Raw genomic sequence first — 18,843 nt, 5'->3', positions numbered from 1 at the left:
AAAAGTTCAGGATATTGGCCTGGACGCGACGGTATTGTCCGGCACTCCCCGCTGACTCGCCAGCAGCACGACGCCCCGCTGTGCGGATTCGAGGCACAGACGCCGCTGTGTCTCAGGAAAGCACCGACTGTTCGGTGAGTGTCACAGTTACTGTCGGGTGGTACGCGACCCAGTCGGTATCCTCGCCAGTGCGGTAGGATAGCGGAACGTCGTCAAAGTAGCCCTGCAGCGTGTACGTGCCGGCGGTTGAAACCCGCCGCCCGATGAGTTCGTACTGCCGCTGAATAGATTCAGCAGTCGCCAGTGTTCCGGTGATTGGGTCGCTGTCTCTTCTCGCTCCGTTTGGCCGTACCTCGACAGCATTTGACTGCTCATACGCATCAGTCAACAGGAGAATGTCAGCGGACACTGACTCACCCGCTAGCGTCAGCCCTAACATTCCGAGTGGCCAGACGCCAGTGTTCTTTATTGTAACGTCCTGTGTCCCAGTGTTTCGGAGGGTTATATCCAGCCGACCGGGGCTTTCGATTGCGATGCCCCGATCAATCACTGTCACATCCAGTGCCAGCGGGTGCGAATCAGCTTCGGTCTCCACGCTGGAGATCGTGTACTCAGTGTCGCCCAGACAGCCAGCGAGTCCGGACAGCACCGCCGTCGACACAGCCAGATACCGGCGGCGGTTCATCCGTCCACCTCGGTAACGTGAGCGGAGCCATCAGTCAGCGTCATGAAGATGTCTTCGACCGTCGCATCGGACGAGAGGCCGCAGGTGTCTCGGAGCGCCGGCAGCGTGCCTTCTGCAATGAGGGTCCCCTTGTACAGAATCCCGACACGGTCACAGACCAGATCGACCTGTCCGAGGACGTGACTGGAAAAGAAGACCGTCGCACCGCGGTCGGACTCCGATTCGACAACATCTCGCACCAGCGCGACGCCGTGGGGGTCAAGCCCGGTGAACGGCTCGTCGAGAATCAGGAGGTCCGGCTCCCCGACGAGACTCATGGCGAGTGCTAACCGCTGTTCCATCCCCTGTGAGAACTCACCGGCGGGTCTTTCGATAGCATCAGCCAACCCAACGCGCTCAAGCAGTGCTCGCGGGTCGTCGTCCGCACGCTTCGTATCGATCACCAGTTCGAGATGCCGCCGCGCGGACAGCGACTCGTATGTTTCGAAGCGGTCGGGGCAGATACCAACGCGCTGGTGGCAGGCGACGACATCGGTCCACGGGTCGTGACCCAGCACGCGCGCGGTCCCCGACGTTGGTTTGACGTAGTCCATCAGCAGATTGATCGTGGTCGACTTCCCGGCGCCGTTCGGGCCGAGAAAACCGTACACCTCGCCCTGCGCTACGGTCATGTTCAGTGCATCGAGCGCATCAACCTCGCCGTACTGTTTCGAAAGCCCCTCCGTCTCGATTGCCGGCGGCGTCACGCGAGGTCACCCCGGTTGAATCGATAGCTGGCCAGTGCGAGCGGGATGACTCCCCAGAGAAGCAATACGACGAGAGCGACCGACTCGTGCAGGTAGGCTGGGACTGACTGTCCACTGAAGGCTGTGTCAACCACGTACTCGTTGATCGAGTGCCCGGGATACAGTACCGTGGCGACTGACGTGTACTGGCCGCCGGAGTTTGCCAGTCCGAGTATCCAGTTCGTTACGGTTCGGTACGCACGCCCCGGTGAAATCCGAAGGATAGCGAACAACAGGCCGTCGGCGGGCGGTTCGAGCGGATTCACTGCGTTCCCGGTCACAGCTGAGTAGAGCCGGACACCAACGATTTTCCATCCCAGTGTCAGCAGCAGAAAGAAACCGCCGAACAGCACGGCGGTGACACGGACTGTGCTGGTCGTCACTGCTGATGCCGCTGTTGCGATTGACACGAGTACAGCGATGTACAGCACCGTCACCAGAAACACGCCGATAAAACGCAGCGGGGAGAACAGCCCGAACTTGACACCGCCAATCACGCCGAGAATGACCGCTGCGAGGGCAAATGGAAGCACTGCGCCGACGCTCCGACCGAAGACCTTGCCGATGAGAATATCAGTTCGCGTGAGGGGCAGTCCAAGCAGGAATTTCAAGCTCCCCGACGTGCGCTCTTTGACAATCGACCGATACGTGAGTAACAGGACACAGAGTGGGAGCAGCGTGGACCCGGCCGCCTGAACGAACCCGACCGTAACGTCCGGACCAAGGATGTCCCAACTAATGTAAGTGGGACCGTAGCCCCAGACGACGAGCAGGGGAGCAAGTAGCCAGGTTCCTTTCGATTTGAGTAGCGCGACTGCCTCTTTCCGCGCAACGGGAAACCATCGGGGGAGGGCCATGTGGTCGGGTTTGAAAGTATATCACATAAAACACACTATCAACTGTTTATACGTTCAAATGGCACCGAGCTACCGCTTCGGTCGGGCCTGAAAAGTACTGGTGAAGTTTTCACTCCCATCCCAGCCGAGAACGACTTGCGTCCTCACCTCGAAAGACTGTTCTTAAGTTCCGGCCACAAGAACGAACGTCCATGGAAAACCGAACCTACACGGCGGACGCGACGCCGGGTGACACGGTCACCGTCGCCGGCTGGGTCCACGAGATCCGAGATCTCGGTGGTATTGCCTTCCTTATCCTTCGAGACACCACCGGCAAGATACAGGTCAAGTTCGAGAAAGACGAGATGGACGACGACCTCGTGGAAACGGGACTGAACGTCCAGCGCGAATCGGTCATCTCGGTGACCGGCGCTGTCGAAGAGGAACCGCGCGCGCCCACCGGTGTCGAAGTCACGCCGGAGTCCGTCGACGTGATTTCGGAAGCCGACCCCGAACTGCCCCTCGACCCGTCAGGCAAGGTCGACGCCGAACTACCGACCCGCCTCGACAACCGGACGCTCGACCTCCGCAAGGACGAAGTGAAGGCCATCTTCGAGATCCGCGCGGAAGTCCTCCGCTCGGTACGCGAGGCGTTCCGCGACCTCAACTGCACGGAGATCAACACGCCGAAGATCGTCGCCACGGGGACCGAGGGCGGCACCGAACTGTTCCCGATCACGTACTTCGGGCAGGAAGCGTTCATGAACCAGAGCCCACAGCTGTTCAAGCAGCTGATGGTCGGCTCCGGCCTCGAACGCGTCTTCGAAATCGGCCCGATCTTCCGCGCCGAGGAACACAACACGCCACGGCACCTCAACGAGGCGACCTCCATCGACTTCGAGTCGGCCTTCTACGACCACACCGAGGCGATGGACGCCTGCGAACACGTCGTCAAGTCTGCCTACGAGGGCGTCGCCGAAAACTGCCAGGACGAACTCGAAGCGCTCGGCCTCGAAGACGAGTTCGCAGCGCCGGAGGGCGACTTCCCGCGGCTCACCTACGAGGAGGCACTCGACAAGATCAACGCCACAGGCGAACTCGACGAGCCGCTGGTGTGGGGCGACGACCTCTCGACGGAAGCCGAGCACGTCCTCGGGCAGGAGGTCGGTGAGCACTACTTCATCACCGACTGGCCCAGCGAGATCAAGCCGTTCTACATCAAGGACCACGACGACGACGAGGAGGTCTCGACCGGCTTCGACATGATGCACCCGTCGATGGAACTAGTCTCGGGCGGTCAGCGTGAGCACCGCTTCGAGCATCTCGTCGAAGGGTTCGAACAGCAGGGGCTGGACCCGGAGGCCTTCGAGTACTACACCAAGATGTTCAAGTACGGCATGCCGCCACACGCCGGCTGGGGACTGGGCGGCGAGCGCCTCATCATGACGATGCTCGGTCTGGAGAACATCCGGGAAGCGGTGCTGTTCCCGCGGGATCGCCAGCGTCTGAGCCCGTAGGCGACGACGCTACTGTTGAGCGGGAGCTTGTGAGGCGAGCGGAGCGAGTCACACTATCTCGTCGCGGTTCGCGCTCTCTGAGTTTGGAATGACAGAGCTGGATAGCCGAAAGGCTTCGCTCCGAACCGACACGAGGACGGAAGTCCGACCCGGCTCTGACTATGCGTTCGACGCCGCCTGTTTCAGAATTTGTGGCACAACCACAACTTCGAGTGCGGCGATCCCGAGTGCGACGTAGCGTATCGTTCCTTCGAGCAAGAGGAGCGCGACGGCCGCAACGACCGTAGCGCTGACTAGTGGGAGACCGTAGCGAACAATCGGGTTCTCGAATGGGGAGGGCATACAGACTAGTCACATGGGCGATATAGCTTATTTTTTCTGCATTTGTTGGTGCGGGCAACGACGGAGAGACGGCAGAACAGCGCCGTTGTCTCAATACCCTACTCAGTCGTCTGCAGGCGCAGCTCCGCCGGAACCGATACCCATCCCGGACCCTGAGACGGTGCCTTCGTTGGCGGCGACCCAGCGCAGAAGCAGGAACGCGAACACGTACTTTGCGAGGATATCTAGCCCGGAGTAGCCCCACGAAGTGGCGCCGACACTCAGAAGGGCAACCCCCTCGGAACCCAGCGCCCAGAGGATCGGGTAGCCGAGCCACAGCACCACGGTGAGAAGCTTGAGCGTCCCGAATATCTCACTTGTGCCGGCAGCTTCCGCGTCGGCTGGCCACTGGACGAGCAGGACGTACAGCACTGCGAGGAAGAACGCACAGCTGATGCCGTAAAACACCCAGCGCAGCAGGTGCGAGGAGGTAATGAGCGCGGCGGCGAGGCCGGTCACGCACATCCCGATGTCCATCGTGATGGCGGTGAACAGCGACGCGATGTCGGTGTCTGCCAACAGGCCCAGCGCCAGGAGAATCATCGGTGTCGAGAACGTCCACGTCAGGTACCGGCCCCACGGCGACAGGACTTCCTGACCGGCGAGGGCGTGGCCCGGCGGCATCTGCAGAAACCCGACCGTCAGCCCGGAAGCCAGGCCGGCGTAGCTGGAAATCGAGACCAGCGGCACCAGCATCGTCGCAACCCAGATGAGTTTCGCGCGGGGCGACTCTATATCTCGACCCATCGCGACGAACAGGAGGATGGCGACGCCCGCCAGCGCGATGTTCACCCAGAGCGAGGAGTTCAGGAGGAAATTCGACTGTATCTCCTGAAGCACGTCTGACTGTGTCGCCTGAAGCACTGTCGTTGCAGTGGTACTGGCAGCTGTCATGTATGCTAACTACGAAGAGCACACTTAAAGACGCGTAGCCAAACGGTATCGGTATCGGCTATCAGATTCGGGTTTCGGAAGGGAGGGACCACTCACGGACACGGTCAGCGGACCACCGAGCCAGACAGTCTCGGACCACGCCTGGCCGCTCGTGGCGGACGGCAAGGAGTCACTCCGGGAACAGTTCTTCTTCACGCTCGATGGCTTCGATACGCGCAATTTCGGCATCAGTCAGCTCCAAGTCGGCAGCAGCGAGGTTGGCTTCGAGATGGGGCCGGGAGGACGCCTTCGGAATCGTGACGACGGTTTCGTAGCTGGTCACCCAGGCGATGCTGACGGCGGCCGGCGACGTGTCGTGCTGGTCCGCGATGTCGACGATGGCCGGTTCCTCGAACACGCGACCGCCGGCCAGCGGTGCGTACGCGACCAGCGGATAGCCGTGTTTCTGGGCGTCAGCGAGCAGTGATTCCCGCCAGAACAGCGGATGGAACTCGACCTGATGTGCAGCAATCGCATCGAGGTGGTCGCGCGCGATGGCCAGCTGGTCCGGGTCGAAGTTCGAGAGTCCGACGTGTTCGGTCAGTCCCGCCTCGCACAGGGCCTCGACGGCGGGCAGCGTCGTTTCCGGGTCGTAGTCGCCGCGTGGACGGTGGACGTACAGCAGGTCGACGGCGTCGAGGCCGAGCCGGTCGAGACTCGCTTCTGTCGCCGGGCGGACGGCAGTTGCCGCGAGTGCGTCGATCCAGAGCTTCGTCGCGACAGTCAGGTCTGCACGGTCGGTTCCGGCGGCGGCGATGCCCGCGCCGACAGTACTCTCGTTGTCATAGATCTGCGCGGTATCGAGGTGGCGGTAGCCACGGTCGATGGCCGTCCGAACGACCGCCGCGTCCTCGATGCCCATCGTGCCGAGTCCGACTGGTGGGAGGTCCATGCTCCGGCGTTTGGACCCCCGTTAAAAAGCAGTAGCGGCTCCGACAGGCGACATCCCCCCAGATGCGCCTCGCGGTCGGTTAGAAGTCGGTCTGCTGCGTGACAGCCGCCGCGTGGTCAGCCCACTTTTCGACGGTGGGCGATCCCCAGTACTTCACTGCGCCGCTTCGCTCGTCGTAGTCGATGAGTCCAATCCGATGGAGCACTGGCAGGTGCTCCTCTTCGAGTTGGGCTCGGATAGTCGCGGGTGACGTGTCTGCTGCATCGACCGTACTCGTGCCCCCCAGCTCCGAGATCGCCGATGCGAGCGCCCCAACGTCAGCGGCCGTCCGGTCACCCCTTGCAAAGTAGCGACAGACGGCGCGGCGGCGCCAATCAGCCAACACCTCGAACACGTCATCTACATCCGCCGTAGACAGCGTTCGCTCCGACGGCGTCATCCCACACCACTGGTCGCTCTGAGACCCTCCATTCCTTTGATTATTCATTTATCCACGTAAAATTTATAACGCTATCCTATATTAACTCTGTACCTAGATAGCTAGGCACCCGTCGAACGCGCCAGCCCCGCTCGCTGACGGTCTCACCGCGGCTCAGGACTCCATTTCAAACACAGCATCGATGAGATTCCGCTGCGCCCGCCGGAGGTGCTGATGAAGCGTCGGTGACGCGATACCGAGCCGCTCTGCCAGTTGCTCGGCGTTGGTCTCCCGTGGCCAGCTGTAGTAGCCCGTCAGGAAGGCCGTTCTGAGGACTTCTTTCTGGCGCTCAGTCAGGTGATTCCGAGGGTCTGTCTCGGCGTCAGGTATGTCGCTTGGCTGTTCACGCTCGTGTTTTGCCGTCAGCGCGATCCCTGGCATCCGGTCAGAGACTGTGTCCCGTATCGCCCGGGAGTCGGCATCCGGCGAGGCCTCGACAGTAATAGAGAGCGTCCCGTCATCCGCAACTATCGTCCGGCAGCGGGCACCGACATCAAGCAGCAGTGATTGGACGGTTTCTGTCACCTGAAGCTCGACAACGGCGCTGGCCTCGTCTGAACGGACGACCCGCGAACCGAGGACCTCCGTATGCGAACGGAGATGCGCAGCGACTGCATCGGGCGGCCCTCCGTGTACGGAGAGATAGAGCAGATGCGTCGGCTTGGTCTCGACAGACTCGATAACTTCGAGTCGGCATCCGTACGCATTCGCTGCCGAGACAAGCGGTATATCAGAGCGTTCTGATTCGAATGTCAGTTCAAGCGCGGCGTCGTCAGACAGGAGCTGTCTGTTCTGGACCGCAGCAAGCGTGTATCCGACCATCTCACCGAGAACAGCGAAACTATCGGCTATTCGGCCGCTGAACGCCGCTGGCTGGTCGGCGTACACACAGAGAACGCCGTGGACGGTGTTCCCCTGCACCAGTGGAATCGCTGCGGCGGATTTGAATCCCTGTTCACGAGCCGCGGCCCCACACTGCTTGAATGCAGTCGGGTCACCACAGTCCTGTATCGTCTGGACCGCGCCTGTCACGAGGGCCGTTTCACACAGCGCTCGGTTGTTGCCGTCACTACCGATGAGATCGTCGACACAACCGGCATCGTCGCCGGCTACCGTTTTCGGGACGAGACTGTCGTTCGCGCCCGCTCGCTCGGCGATCCACGCTAGCTCACAGAGGTCGGATTCAACAACGCGCTCACACACCGTCTTCGCGGTTTCGTGGCGAGTCGCGGCACCACCTAACGCGTGAATGAGGTCCTGTATGACCATGTTGACCCCGTTGAGTGTCGCCAGTTCGTCGCGCTGGCGTTCGATTGCATTCTGACGTTTCCGTTCGTCGGTGATGTCCTGATGGATTCCGACGGCCCGGATCGCCTCGCCGTCGTCGTTCCACTCGAACACTTTGCCGATGTCCCGAATCCATCGCCAGTCCCCGTCTTTCGTCTGCATCCGGAATTCGCACTCGTACAGATCGGTCTCCCCGGACTTCAGTGCCTCAAGTGCCTGTTCCGCCCGGTCGAGATCATCCGGATGGACGAGGTCGGCCCACGTCTCGTAGTGTGGCTCCAGTTCGTCTGTCGTGTAACCGAGCATTCCGGTCCATCGCTCGTCGAAGGTGACAGCGTTGGTTTTGGGGTTCCAGTCCCAGACGCCGAGTTCCGCGCCCTCAAGCGCGAAGTTCAATCGCTCCGTCATCTCCTGATACTCGCGCTCGCGGTCACGGCGTTCCGTGACATCCCGAGCGACGCCGATCAGCCCACAGTAGTTGCCGTCTTCGTCGTGATTCAGCCTGTAGTTGATCGACACCACCCGTTCAGTACCGTCTTTCCGACGAAACGTCAGATCAGCAGTCGTACTCTCCTGTTCGGGCGCTTCAAGCAGTGTTTCCACAGTCGCCTGCCCCTTCGAAAGTTCACCGGGTGCCAGTATTTCCGAAGCGTGTTTGCCACACAGTTCGGTCGGCTCGTACCCGAGGTTCGCCGCAAACGACTCGTTGCAGAAGTCGATGACACCGCGTTCATCGAGCGTGTAGAGCCCGTCTTGTGCCTGCTCGACCATGAGATCGAGCAGCGCCGTGCGGGCATCACGCCGGGCAGTGTCAGTGATATCTCGCAGCAGGACGAGCGTATGTCCGCCCGCGGCATCCGGTAGCACGTGTTCGCGTCGGAGGAGGTACTGATCGCGGTCGCTCCCCGGAACCCGGATGGCAACCGGCTCAGTCGAGGCGTTCTGGAGCCGCTGTAACTGTCGACGGCCACTAGACGTATCGGGAAGTGCTGTCTGCATAGCATCGTAGAAGCACTCGACCCTGTGGGTGTCGTCGAGAGAGTCAACAAACACCGACACCGATTCGCTCGACCAGTGTACCGTTCCGTCATCCGCCAGCAAGACAGCGATCTCGTTCGCTTCAGCGCGCGATTCGATTCCGGACAGCGCATCTCGGAACGCGGACTCGGTCCGGTCGGCTGACGCCGATACGATGCTGACGATTTTCTCTGCCAGAAACGTTAGCTGTTCGTCTCCCTGTTTCGTGACGACCGTCTCCGCATCGTCGACGACAGCCGCGGCGCTATCCGTCGCAGTGGCGTCGGTGTAGAGGACGACCGGGTAGCGGTCGTTCGACACCAGCGCGGCCGGGATATCGCCCAGTCCAGCCGGGTCAAGGACGAGACAGGAGACATCCGTCGACGCGGCGGCTTCTAACGCGGCATCTGTCGTTGCCACGCTCGTCACCGTTATATCAGCATGGTGGTCCGCCAGTCCCTCACGTATCTGCTCCCGTGCTGTCGGCTCGGAATCGAGATACACGACTTCGATTACTCGACTGGCAGCGTCGGCCTGTCTCGCTCCCGCAACCGCGACGTCGTCGAGGTCGTTTCCAATCATCACCCTGGTATGCTATTCAACCACTTTACTGAGGGGTAATAACTGTTCGGCGGTGACAGCTTTTACACAACAACTAATCAACTGGAAGGTGGCCGCGATAACTGGACGGCTGGGGATAGCACGCAACTTCCGGTGTGGCCTATCGAAGAGAAGTCGGTCGGGCCGATGGCGTACTGTGGTCGGCCACCACAGCTACCCTAGCTAGCACTTCGGCCATCGAATCCGGTGACACAGCGTCAGTCGACAACGAACAGCCGTTCTCGGATGGTTTCGGCGACATCAGTGAGATGGGCCTGTCCGAACGCCGCGACCAGCAGCGCCCCGAGCGAATTGAACATCGTATCCCGGACCGTGTCGTCGAGGCCGTGTTGCGCCAGCGGCATCGTGACTCCTGTTTCGGTGGCGACGATATCGAGCGCGAACTCGAACAGTTCCCAGATCACCCCGAACGAAAGGACGACGACGAAGATGTACACGAAAAAGACGCGCTTGGGGATGTGTATCGAGTCGTTGTGGAGGTCGATGGTCCGGGCCGTCGTGTACCCGAACGCAGCAATGAGTGAGGCCGACATCGCGTGGGTGAGGTGGTCCCACCAGCCGATCTGACCGTAGAGTCCAGCCGAACCGAGCGTATGCAGAAACACCGCGGTCGTGATCCAGAGGGCCAGCCACGGGTCCAGAGCCAGATTGTAGTTTCGCCGCATCACCGCGGGGAGAAACGTAACAAGCAGGCCAATACCGCCGTTCGTAATCGGCTTTGGCTGACCGGCGACGATGCCGTAGCCGACCAGCGCAAGCAAGACGAGCTGCATCGCGTGAGTGATCCGCCGCTGGTTCTGAATCGACGGTCGGGGCAGCCTCATCGTCGCACCATCCGTCGGATGACACGCCAGAGGCGGCGGTCCCGCCGTCTGAAGTAGCCATCGAACAACACACCCGCGACGAGGCCAGCGAGGGTGACGTACAGCCACTCGGTCATCAACGCTTCGTTGGTCGTGAGATACGTCGTTCCGAGAAACCGGTCGGCGTTCCACCGGAACACCGTCCAAGCTGCCACGGCGGCGAGTGTCGTCAGGACGACGAGACAGACGGCGAACCAGTGTGTGACTTCCAGTTCAGTGAACATGTGGAGTTCCACGATAACGAGCAGCGACAGCGCTGCCAGCGAGAGATACGTCGCAAAGGTCCCGACTGTGCCTCCGACGAGGCCGCGGACCAGGATTGGCAGACAGGCGAGAAAGAGCAGTTCCCACGGCAGCATGACACGCCACTCGCGGAACGCCACCGGCGGCACGAGGACGACGAAGCCGACGACACCGACGAGTAGTATCCACTGGTAGTCGACATCGAGAGCGCTTTCGACGAACACAGCCGTGAGAATAGCGACGAGCAGCCACGCGATGAGTGCGTTTGTTCGCCCATCGCGGAAGAGCGTCTCGAACGTGTTGTCGAGGTCGATGTTCCCGAGGCTCCCGTCGGGACGCTCGGACCCATCCGTCATTGCATCCAAGTGGGGTACGACAGCGAATAAACCCAGCGACGTACTTATACCGTCGACAGGCCCTTATACAGGTATATGATGCTGCCGACGCACGCGATAGCGGGGCTCGCCATTGCGACACCGCTGCTCGTCCTTGCGCCGGACCACGCCGCGGTCGCGCTCGCAGGCGGTCTCGTCGGTGGCGTCTTGCCCGACCTCGACCTGTACTCGGGCCACCGGCGGACGCTGCATTACCCCAGCGGGTACACGCTCGCGGCGCTCCCGAGTGCCGGTTTCGCTGCTATTCTCCAGACACCACTCCTCGTTGCGGTCACCTTCGTTCTGATGGCCGCTGCCCTCCACTGCCGGATGGACCGGTACGGCGGCGGCCTCGAACTCCGTCCGTGGGAGGCTACGTCCGAGCGCGCCGTGTACGACCACGTCCGCGGCCGATGGCGGTCGCCGAAGCGATGGATACTGTACGACGGGTCACCCGCAGACGTGGGGCTGATGGTACTCGTTGGCGCGCCGCTGTTCGTCGTTCTGGACGGGCCGTTCCGGTGGGTCGTCGCCGCGGCCCTCCTCACCGGCGCGACATATGGCCTCTTGCGTCGTCGGCTGGCAGCCCTGGCACCGGTTGTGTTCGGCAACGTTCCCGAATCGATTGCGGCCCACGTCCCGGACCGCTACCGGCAGTGACGCCCTGCTGTCCGGTCGGCGTCGGTCATTTCCACGTTGCTTTCGTCACTTCCGTCCTACGAGAGCGTCTTCGGCAACGCCGCGTAGCGTCAACCACGTGTTGATACCCGCCCGCAGTGCGACGAGGTCGGTCGCCGCGACCGTGAGTTCGACTCGCTGTCCGTCCCGGCCGAGCCGCGCTGTCGTCCGGTCGCCCTCGATATCGTCGATCTCGGGACGAATACTTCGCTCGATAGCGCGAGCCTGGGCAGCGCTGTCGTACTCGGCGGTGAGGTGGGTCTGATGTGGTGCAGTCATACTGTGGTTGGTCTCGCATCGGTCGCAGGACTGCCCCAGAAAAGCCGCGTGTAACGTGGCGCAGTCGGCCGCGAACCGACCGCCTCAGTTGACGTTTATTTCTTTGACGTCGGGGGACCGCTCCTTCAGCAGGACGCGGTGTCCGCAGTACGGGCAGCGAACGCCGCCGTACTCGTCCAGCGTCACGTCGCGCTTACAGCGTGAACACTTGTAGCTCATAACTGAAAGATAGGGACGGAGGTCCTTTACTCCTCGTCTTCGGACAGTGCGGCCCGAATGGAGCGTCGAACGGTCTTGCCGCCGGGCGTCTCCGGCTTGTAGCTGCCGCCGGTGAACTTGTAGTCACAGTACCCGCACTGCCAGATACCCGTGCCCTGACGGTCGACGCGGTCCTCGCCGCAGTTCGGACAGGCGTGGTCCTCGTTCATCTCCGATTCAATCTCCGCAACACGGCGTCGGGACACGCGACCGTAGCGAGCGCCGAAACGGCCCGAGCTGCCGGTCTTTCCGCTCTTGCTAGCCATAGTGGTCTGTTGTCCGCCGAGCGGCCACATAAGGCCTTCGAGATGCGGTCCGGCCGGCCGACGGCCACAGGGATTAACACGTCCCGCCGGCAACGGCCGACCGACATGGACGAGATACTCGACGTCGTCGACCTCGTCGCGGATTCCGGATTCGAGGGTATCGTTACGTGGCTCGTTCGATTCGTCGGTCTCGTCGCACTGCTCGGCGGGCTCGGGCTGTGGCTGTTCACCGACATGGGACTGCTCGTCGTGCCGGCAGTGCTGCTACTCGTCGGTCTGGTCCTGCTCGTCGCGCCCAGCGTCCTCCTGCTGGCCGCAGAGCTAGCCTAGAGCACTCAAGGGGGAGGCGGGCAAACCATCGGTCGATGGCCGCCGACGAACTCCGCAGTCGCCTTCAACGGGTCGCGCCAGCCACGAGCGGGCGGCTCACGGCCTCGGAGTTCCTCCTCTCGGGAGCGGCGGCCGGGCTGGTCGGCTGGGGCGGCACGCAGGCGATTGTGTGGTCGGGCCACGCCGACGGCGCGCTCTTGGCGTCGGCGCTGTGGACCGTCATACTCGGCGGTTTCGTCGGGCTGACGGTGCTTCACGCGCCCGACCCGGTCCGCTTCTCCGACGCGATGCTCGCCTGGGGGACGGTCAACACCACCGCGGCGGCGCTGACCGTCGCTGGCCTCTTCGGTGTCGTTCCCGGGCAACTGGCGTTCTGGTACGCGTGGGTCGCAGCGACGGCCGTCGGCTACTGCTGGACCGGCGGCGTCCTCGAAGGAGCCGGGCAGCCCGTGCGCGGCCGCGGCTACCTCGGTGCGGGCGTTGTCGGACTCGGTCTGCTGGCCATCGGGGCGGTCGCGTTCCCGCTGGTCGCGCCGGCCGGCTATCTGGCCCTCGGCGCGCTCCATGCGCTCCCGATGCTTCTCGATGTCCGAACGGCGTTACCGGCTGTTCACCGGACTGGTGTCGTCGGTGTCGCGGTGGCCGCGATGCTCGTTGCTGGTGTTGTCATAGCGTGACTACCGGTCCTGGCGCGGGTGCTACTCCTGCAGTTCGGCCTCTCTGAGCGCCTCGTTCAGGTCGGCACGGACGTGTTCACCGAGTTCGCGGTCGCCGGCCGTCGTGACGACGCGGTTCTCCTGAACGCTAGAGCCGTCGCGGATGAGCACCCGGACGTTGCCGTTGGCGTCGGCGCGGGTCGCCTTCGCCCGGACGCCCGTCGGCGAACTAGCGCCGCCGGCGTCGATGGGGCCGGGGATGACCTTCTTGACGTGGGGGTGGCCGGCGACGGTCTGGATGACGCGCTGGCCCGACCGGCCGCCGATGAGCGTCGAGTGGCTCCCGCCGAGTTTCTCCGCGGGCGCGGCGTCGACCACTTCCAGCGCGGGTTCGCCCTGCCGGTCGATGACTCGCTGGACCGGGTCCTCGCCCTCGACGCGGAAGAACTCGTAGTGCAGTTGCGGCCGGACGGCGGCGATGACATCGCGGTCGCCCGTGACGTACACCTCCTCGGGCCGTTTGCGCCGGACCTCGTCCGCGACGAGGCCGGCGAAGTTCCGCAGTTCGACGACGACAGCCTCGTCACTCCCCTCGCCTTCTGGCGTCGTCGTCACCGTCCGCTGACCGACGACCGACCCGTCCAGCAGCGAGGTCACCGTCGCCCGCTCGCGGTCGAGTTCGAGGACGACGGCGTCCGTATTGGCAGTGTGACAGACCAGGCAGTAGTCGCCCGGCCGGTCAAGCGGCGTGGCACACTGCCGACAGTCCATAGCTGTGGCTACGGGTCCGCGCTGATAAGCGAGACGGTTCGCCGGTTTCCCGGCTCGCTACGTCAGGCCTCGTCTTCGATGGTCGCCCCGGGCGGGTAGACCGTGGTAACGGTCGCGTCGTAGCCTGCGTCGGAGAGCCCGGGGCCGAGCGCGAACACCGTCTCGCCGAGCATCGCCATCGCGGCGTCCCCGCCGGCTTCGGCCACGTCGTCGATGACCGCCTTGACCTCCGGCGTCAGCAGGTTCGCCTCGCGAGAAAACTGCCGGGCGGCCTGCATGAACGTCGATAGCTTCGGCTCTTTGACGACGGTAGAGAGCGCGCGCTCGCCGGCAGCCGTCAGCGTCTCCGTGTCGCCGCCGACCACGTCCGCCGTCGATAGCTCGCCGAGCGTGACGTACTCGACGCGGCTGCGGGCCGGGATAGCGTCGAGATAATTGAACTGCGGCCCGCCGGGTTCGAGGCGGAGCGGCACGCCGCCCCGGGCCTGCGCGACAACGTCGCCGAGGCCCGAGCCGGACTGGACCTCCGCGCCGTGGGCGATAGTCACCAGTTCGTTGTACGACAGCCCGTGACCGAAGGCAGCGTTGGCCGCCAGCGCAGTGCCGAGCGCCAGTCCGCCGGAGACGCCGAAACCGGACCCGAGCGGGAGCGGCGTCTCGGCAGTGACGGTCGCCGTCGTCCGCAGGGCGTCAAGCACTCGCTCGACAGCCTCGACCTCGATTTCCTCGTCGTTCAGCGTTATCTCGGTCTCCGGCCCGCGGCTGACAGTAACAGAAACGCCATCAGACAGGGTTAGCCCGCCTCCGCGAGAGCCGGTCTCAATCGGGTCGTCGCCCCGGTCGACGGTAAAAAAGCCGGTAATGTGGCCGGGCACGAACGCGTGTGCTTCGTCGCTCATTGCCTCTCCGTGGGACCCGGTGGCGTTAAGGATTGGTGATCGGCCGCTCTCTCCTCACTGGCCGGCGACCTCTCTCTGCGTCGAGTATCAGGAGACCGACAGGCAGTTCTCCGACCCGTAGTTTGATGTGCGTTTACGGCGGATGACTGTGCAAACATGCCGACGATAAGCGCCCGACTCCCGAGCGAAGAGAAAGCCGAACTGGATGATGTCGCCGAGTTGCTCTCCGAGGACCGATCGACCACGATTCGAAAGGCCCTCCGGGAGGGACTGGAGACGCTCCGACTCCGCGTCGCCGTCGAGCAGTACCAGTCCGGCGACGTGTCGGCGGCCGAAGCCGCACAGCTTGCGGACCTCTCTATCGCGGAGTGGCTCGACGTGGCCCGCGAGCGGAACCTGACGACACAGCTCGAACTCTCCGATCTGGAACTCGATGCCGACACAGCCGCGGAGCTATGACTCGCATCTACGTCGGGCCGACATCGCTGTACTCGCTGGGGCAGGTGGGAGAGCTGTCGCTGCTGGATGCCTTTGACGGCGACATCGTCATCCCAGAGCCAGTCATCGGTGAGGTGCAGGTCGAACCGACCGCGACGAACCTGACCGACTACCGCGAGAACGGTATCGACACCGGCGTCGACGAGGACCACATCGACCAGGCCAGCTCTCTGCTCGGCGATTCCGAACTTGGAGCCGCTGTGACGGTACTCGCTGGCGTGTTAGCCCACCGCGACAGCGACGACCGCTCCGCCGTGGCTGTCGTCTCTGAGGACCGCACCGTCCGCCGGATGGCGCAGGGCCTCGGCGCGGAAGTGACGAGCAGTTTCGGCGTCGTAGTCCGGGCCGCTATCGAGGACAAGTACCTCAAACCGACCCAGGCAAAGCGAATCGTCAGGCGCATCGACCAGCACGGGATGCATTTGACTGGTGAGCTACGGGAGCGAGCCGTCGGCGAGGTTGCGTAGGGCCGATCGGAGCCGGACTGGTGTCAGCCCATCTATGCTGGGATAAGGAACTACTAAACACCGTCCGTACTGTCTGCCGTGTCAGAACAACCCGCACCTCAGTTTCTCGTGGCTTCGGCTAGTCTCTGCGTGCTGGGCTGTCTCGTTGGTGCGCTGCTCCCGATCGTCGTCGGCTCGGCCGCCGCGTTTACCGGCAGCGTGACTTCGAGCGGGCTTCTCGGACTCGTCTTCACCGTTCGAAACCTCCAACTGCTCCGCGTGACCGGCGAGCCGAGTTTACCACCGGCTGTCCTGACGACGATTTTTGGCGGCTGGTTCATGCTCGCCCCGCTGTTGTACACGGATGTCGGCTTTCTCGCCACTGCAGGGACACAACTCGCCGGAACAATCATTTCGACGTTCGGACTGTACACCACGGTTGCCGGGCTGACCGACGGGCCGGCGTAGCTAGCCGCGACAACTATTCGCCGACCGCGGCGACTAGTTCCGTGGTAACAGCATTGACTGCGCTTTCGATATCTGGATAGCGCCCCGTTCCGACGTCTTTGCACCCCTGTTTTCTATCGACCCGGACCGCGCTGGCATCGAAAAGCTCGGGTCGAACGACGAGTTTGGCCGCAGCACAGACGCCGTCGTCGTCCGGAATCCGATACTCGACGATACCGCCGTTTGCGTCACTCCGCTGCCACGGTGCCGGCGGGTCCGGCAGTGCAGCGACCAACTCGTCCGGATCAGCGGCTGTCTCCGGTGATGGATGGGACATACCGTAGGCAGGGCTGTGAGACGCAAACGTGTTACGCCGCACCTCTCGGGGCGTTGTTCAGACACCGCCATACCGCCATGCTCTCAGGACTTTGTCCATCTCTGTGTCCCGTATCGTTCTACTATCGGTGCGTGGGGCTGACTCTGCCCCCGGTTCGGACGTTCTACGTCGATATCGGACGAGTCGGACCCTGAGCCTGCCGGGGTTTCGATACCCACGTTCGGAGCTAGATGCATGGGTTTAACACTCCGGCTCCCAACTCTGAAGGTATGCAGGGTAATCTTCCGCCTGAAGCACAGGAGAAGCTCGAGGAACTGCAGGACCTTCAGCAGACAGCACAGCAGGTCGCTGCACAGAAACAGCAGGCCGAGACAGAGCTCCAGGAGTCCCAGACGGCGCTCGACGAACTCGACGACATCGACGAGGACGCGACCATGTACCGCGAGGTCGGCGAACTCCTCGTGAAGACCGAGTTCGACGAGGCACAGGACGACCTCGAAGAGAAGGTTAACAGCCTCGAAGTCCGCGTGGAAACGCTCGAAAAGCAGGAAGAGCGTGTTCAGGAGCAGTTCGAAGACCTCCAGAGCGAGCTCCAGCAGATGCTCGGCGGCGCAGGCGGCGCGGGTCCGGCCGGCGGCCCCGGCGCTGGCGGCGCATAAGGCGATGCCGACAGATGATGAGGTCGTCGAGACGGCCTCGGCTGCCGCCGAAGACGTTGTCTTCTCTCGGTACGACGTCGGCGCAGTCGAGGACCTCGACGTGACTGTCACCTTCGAAGACGGCGTACTGAACGTCGACGTGTACGTCAACGCGCCCGACAGTCGTCAGGACGAGGCACAGGTCGCGGACGACGCCGCCCTCGCTGCCCGGGCTGCCGTCGACGACCTGTTCGAAGAATAGGCACCCGCACCGGCGCGGGCAGTCACTCGGTGTTCTCCCGACGCCGCGAACCGTCAGTCGTGGCTATCGAGGGCTGGATCCCCGGTCCGGTCGCTCGCGAATCCGGTCCGAAACGCGATCCAGCCGAGCACCGAGACGAACAGTATCGGCGGGAGAATCATGAATCCCCACAGCGGGTCCAGCCCCCAGCCAAGCAGCAGGGCCAGGTCGAACAGCCCGATAGCGAGAAACGGCGAGACAAACAGAAGGGCCCGCTTCCGGTTCATCTCGCCCGACGAGTCCTCGTCACCCGCAAGCAGGTCCGCTGTCGTGCGGTCACCAGTTCCGTCGTCGGCGCGGACGCTGGACTCGGCGGTGTCATCCATACACACCACTCAGAGGTCAGCAAGCAAAAAAACCGCGCTTGGTCAGTCGTCTGTGGAGCGCCGGCAGGTCAGGGGGAAGGATTACGCGTCGCTGTCGTCGTCAGTGGACTGGTCGTCGGCCGCAGCCGTCTCGTCAGTCGACTCCGCATCAACGTCGTCCGCGTCAACGCTATCGTTCTCAGCCGCATCGCTCTCGTCACCGGGAGTCAAGTCGCTTATCTGTGCGCCCAGGTCCCCGGTGAATTCGCCGACCTGCTTCTGTTCGATGAGCGTGTGAATCTCGCTGACGAAGTCAGGGACCTGTCCGGGGAGGTCCGACGGCGGGCCGCGCTGGTCGCCTGCCTGGCCGGCGTCAGCGGGCGGGCCGCGTCGGTCAGCCGCCTCGGCACCGCTGCCAGATTCGTTCTCATCAGCGGTCGCCGTTTCCTTCGCTGCCTGCTCAGAAGCGTTGGTCGCCTGTGCGTTGTCCGCGCGATCATCGGCCTGTGCGCCTGCTGCGCCGGGTAGTGCCGCCGCCGAGCCCGTGATGACGAGCACGGCAAGCAGGCCGCCGGCAATCGTAGTGAGTTTCATCGTGATCGTTGCCTCCGCCTGGCTCTCTGGCCCAGTGGCATATGAAGGAGGGAAGCGGAAAACGCGAATTAAGGCGAATTTGTCCGAGTTGAATGGTTTACCGCCCGTTTTAATTCGGTTTAATTCCGATTCGACGCCCGTTCATAGCGCAGTCACACTGTAACCGGACTACCGGATGAGATGGCTAGCGTGCGCGTCGTGTTGCCGGTCCAGTCGGCGAGGGAATGT

27 protein-coding genes are annotated in these 18,843 nt (G+C 63.1%); 9 read left to right on the top strand and 18 right to left on the bottom strand.

From position 1 onward, the window contains the following. Positions 1-112: 112 nt before the first annotated feature. The 3 genes from AMS69_RS08405 to AMS69_RS08395 are packed head-to-tail and all read right to left on the bottom strand — an operon-like array spanning position 113 to position 2,327. A complete protein-coding gene (locus AMS69_RS08405; RefSeq protein WP_053967612.1) occupies positions 113-685 on the bottom strand; it encodes a hypothetical protein in 573 nt (190 codons plus the stop codon). After that, positions 682-1,431 carry an ABC transporter ATP-binding protein gene (locus AMS69_RS08400; protein ID WP_053967611.1) on the bottom strand — a complete coding sequence of 250 codons (750 nt, stop codon included), beginning with the start codon at positions 1,429-1,431 and terminating at the stop codon, positions 682-684. Before AMS69_RS08400 ends, AMS69_RS08405 begins: the two co-directional genes overlap by 4 nt. Then, positions 1,428-2,327, bottom strand: a complete 900-nt coding sequence (locus AMS69_RS08395; RefSeq protein ID WP_053967610.1) for an ABC transporter permease subunit — start codon at positions 2,325-2,327, stop codon at positions 1,428-1,430. The genes AMS69_RS08400 and AMS69_RS08395 overlap by 4 nt, the downstream gene beginning before the upstream one ends. A gap of 191 nt (positions 2,328-2,518) precedes the next feature. On the opposite strand from AMS69_RS08395, the gene aspS reads away from it, so the two are divergent. Continuing rightward, complete coding sequence (aspS, locus tag AMS69_RS08390) at positions 2,519-3,823, top strand: aspartate--tRNA(Asn) ligase (protein ID WP_053967609.1); 1,305 nt, start codon at positions 2,519-2,521, stop codon at positions 3,821-3,823. A gap of 159 nt (positions 3,824-3,982) precedes the next feature. Here the strand turns inward: aspS and AMS69_RS08385 are convergent, their stop codons facing one another. The 7 genes from AMS69_RS08385 to AMS69_RS08355 all read right to left on the bottom strand — a co-directional run bounded on the left by AMS69_RS08385 (position 3,983) and on the right by AMS69_RS08355 (position 10,894). After that, the gene (locus AMS69_RS08385; RefSeq protein ID WP_053967608.1) at positions 3,983-4,165 is read right to left on the bottom strand and encodes a hypothetical protein; all 183 of its coding nucleotides are present in this window, start codon (positions 4,163-4,165) and stop codon (positions 3,983-3,985) included. 102 nt (positions 4,166-4,267) lie between these two features. Then, a complete protein-coding gene (gene hop / locus AMS69_RS08380; RefSeq protein WP_053967607.1) occupies positions 4,268-5,098 on the bottom strand; it encodes a halorhodopsin in 831 nt (276 codons plus the stop codon). Positions 5,099-5,267: 169 nt separating this feature from the next. After that, the gene (locus tag AMS69_RS08375; protein WP_053967606.1) at positions 5,268-6,029 is read right to left on the bottom strand and encodes an aldo/keto reductase; all 762 of its coding nucleotides are present in this window, start codon (positions 6,027-6,029) and stop codon (positions 5,268-5,270) included. A gap of 79 nt (positions 6,030-6,108) precedes the next feature. Beyond that, positions 6,109-6,516 (bottom strand): helix-turn-helix domain-containing protein, encoded by a 408-nt coding sequence (locus AMS69_RS08370; protein ID WP_238378362.1) that lies wholly within the window; start codon positions 6,514-6,516, stop codon positions 6,109-6,111. Positions 6,517-6,621: 105 nt separating this feature from the next. Next, positions 6,622-9,393, bottom strand: coding sequence for a PAS domain-containing protein (locus AMS69_RS08365; RefSeq protein ID WP_053967604.1), 2,772 nt, complete (start codon positions 9,391-9,393; stop codon positions 6,622-6,624). Between the two features lie 236 nt (positions 9,394-9,629). Further along, the gene (locus AMS69_RS08360; protein ID WP_053967863.1) at positions 9,630-10,235 is read right to left on the bottom strand and encodes a hypothetical protein; all 606 of its coding nucleotides are present in this window, start codon (positions 10,233-10,235) and stop codon (positions 9,630-9,632) included. Between the two features lie 17 nt (positions 10,236-10,252). Continuing rightward, complete coding sequence (locus AMS69_RS08355; RefSeq protein WP_053967603.1) at positions 10,253-10,894, bottom strand: hypothetical protein; 642 nt, start codon at positions 10,892-10,894, stop codon at positions 10,253-10,255. Between the two features lie 75 nt (positions 10,895-10,969). On the opposite strand from AMS69_RS08355, the gene AMS69_RS08350 reads away from it, so the two are divergent. Beyond that, complete coding sequence (locus AMS69_RS08350; RefSeq protein ID WP_053967602.1) at positions 10,970-11,572, top strand: metal-dependent hydrolase; 603 nt, start codon at positions 10,970-10,972, stop codon at positions 11,570-11,572. A gap of 45 nt (positions 11,573-11,617) precedes the next feature. On the opposite strand, the gene AMS69_RS08345 is transcribed toward AMS69_RS08350, so the two are convergent. The 3 genes from AMS69_RS08345 to AMS69_RS08335 all read right to left on the bottom strand — a co-directional run bounded on the left by AMS69_RS08345 (position 11,618) and on the right by AMS69_RS08335 (position 12,423). Continuing rightward, positions 11,618-11,869 (bottom strand): KEOPS complex subunit Pcc1, encoded by a 252-nt coding sequence (locus AMS69_RS08345; RefSeq protein ID WP_053967601.1) that lies wholly within the window; start codon positions 11,867-11,869, stop codon positions 11,618-11,620. Between the two features lie 84 nt (positions 11,870-11,953). After that, positions 11,954-12,088 (bottom strand): DNA-directed RNA polymerase subunit P, encoded by a 135-nt coding sequence (locus AMS69_RS08340; RefSeq protein ID WP_004517024.1) that lies wholly within the window; start codon positions 12,086-12,088, stop codon positions 11,954-11,956. Between the two features lie 26 nt (positions 12,089-12,114). Continuing rightward, entirely contained in the window at positions 12,115-12,423 is a 309-nt protein-coding gene (locus AMS69_RS08335) for a 50S ribosomal protein L37ae (RefSeq protein WP_053967600.1), read from the bottom strand. Between the two features lie 75 nt (positions 12,424-12,498). On the opposite strand from AMS69_RS08335, the gene AMS69_RS08330 reads away from it, so the two are divergent. Then, positions 12,499-12,723 carry a hypothetical protein gene (locus tag AMS69_RS08330; RefSeq protein WP_053967862.1) on the top strand — a complete coding sequence of 75 codons (225 nt, stop codon included), beginning with the start codon at positions 12,499-12,501 and terminating at the stop codon, positions 12,721-12,723. A 35-nt stretch (positions 12,724-12,758) separates the two neighbouring features. Then, positions 12,759-13,400: a hypothetical protein gene (locus AMS69_RS08325; protein WP_053967599.1), complete on the top strand. Its 642-nt coding sequence runs from the start codon at positions 12,759-12,761 to the stop codon at positions 13,398-13,400. A 21-nt stretch (positions 13,401-13,421) separates the two neighbouring features. Here the strand turns inward: AMS69_RS08325 and AMS69_RS08320 are convergent, their stop codons facing one another. After that, positions 13,422-14,150, bottom strand: a complete 729-nt coding sequence (locus AMS69_RS08320; RefSeq protein ID WP_053967598.1) for a DUF2103 domain-containing protein — start codon at positions 14,148-14,150, stop codon at positions 13,422-13,424. A gap of 62 nt (positions 14,151-14,212) precedes the next feature. Further along, entirely contained in the window at positions 14,213-15,049 is an 837-nt protein-coding gene (locus tag AMS69_RS08315) for a pantoate kinase (RefSeq protein WP_053967597.1), read from the bottom strand. A 156-nt stretch (positions 15,050-15,205) separates the two neighbouring features. Here AMS69_RS08315 and AMS69_RS08310 point away from each other — a divergent pair, with 156 nt between their 5' ends. The 3 genes from AMS69_RS08310 to AMS69_RS08300 all read left to right on the top strand — a co-directional run bounded on the left by AMS69_RS08310 (position 15,206) and on the right by AMS69_RS08300 (position 16,461). Then, positions 15,206-15,508 (top strand): UPF0175 family protein, encoded by a 303-nt coding sequence (locus tag AMS69_RS08310; protein ID WP_004957605.1) that lies wholly within the window; start codon positions 15,206-15,208, stop codon positions 15,506-15,508. Beyond that, on the top strand, positions 15,505-16,014 hold the full coding sequence (locus AMS69_RS08305; RefSeq protein ID WP_053967596.1) for a hypothetical protein: 510 nt from the start codon (positions 15,505-15,507) through the stop codon (positions 16,012-16,014). Before AMS69_RS08310 ends, AMS69_RS08305 begins: the two co-directional genes overlap by 4 nt. Positions 16,015-16,143: 129 nt before the next feature. Beyond that, positions 16,144-16,461 carry a hypothetical protein gene (locus AMS69_RS08300; protein WP_053967595.1) on the top strand — a complete coding sequence of 106 codons (318 nt, stop codon included), beginning with the start codon at positions 16,144-16,146 and terminating at the stop codon, positions 16,459-16,461. 13 nt (positions 16,462-16,474) lie between these two features. Here AMS69_RS08300 and AMS69_RS08295 read toward each other — a convergent pair whose 3' ends face one another. Further along, positions 16,475-16,777, bottom strand: coding sequence for a hypothetical protein (locus AMS69_RS08295; protein WP_053967594.1), 303 nt, complete (start codon positions 16,775-16,777; stop codon positions 16,475-16,477). A 269-nt stretch (positions 16,778-17,046) separates the two neighbouring features. Between AMS69_RS08295 and AMS69_RS08290 the strand changes: the two genes are divergently transcribed. Next, positions 17,047-17,436, top strand: a complete 390-nt coding sequence (locus AMS69_RS08290; RefSeq protein ID WP_053967593.1) for a prefoldin subunit beta — start codon at positions 17,047-17,049, stop codon at positions 17,434-17,436. Between the two features lie 4 nt (positions 17,437-17,440). After that, on the top strand, positions 17,441-17,677 hold the full coding sequence (locus tag AMS69_RS08285) for a hypothetical protein (protein ID WP_053967592.1): 237 nt from the start codon (positions 17,441-17,443) through the stop codon (positions 17,675-17,677). A 53-nt stretch (positions 17,678-17,730) separates the two neighbouring features. Here AMS69_RS08285 and AMS69_RS08280 read toward each other — a convergent pair whose 3' ends face one another. Next, on the bottom strand, positions 17,731-18,042 hold the full coding sequence (locus AMS69_RS08280; protein WP_053967591.1) for a hypothetical protein: 312 nt from the start codon (positions 18,040-18,042) through the stop codon (positions 17,731-17,733). A gap of 81 nt (positions 18,043-18,123) precedes the next feature. Beyond that, positions 18,124-18,615: a hypothetical protein gene (locus AMS69_RS08275; RefSeq protein ID WP_053967590.1), complete on the bottom strand. Its 492-nt coding sequence runs from the start codon at positions 18,613-18,615 to the stop codon at positions 18,124-18,126. Between the last annotated feature and the right edge of the window lie 228 nt (positions 18,616-18,843).

This window comes from Haloarcula rubripromontorii, assembly GCF_001280425.1.
Classification (GTDB): domain Archaea; phylum Halobacteriota; class Halobacteria; order Halobacteriales; family Haloarculaceae; genus Haloarcula; species Haloarcula rubripromontorii.
Note: the sequence above shows the minus strand (reverse complement) of the source record. Positions and strands in the feature narration are given on the sequence as shown.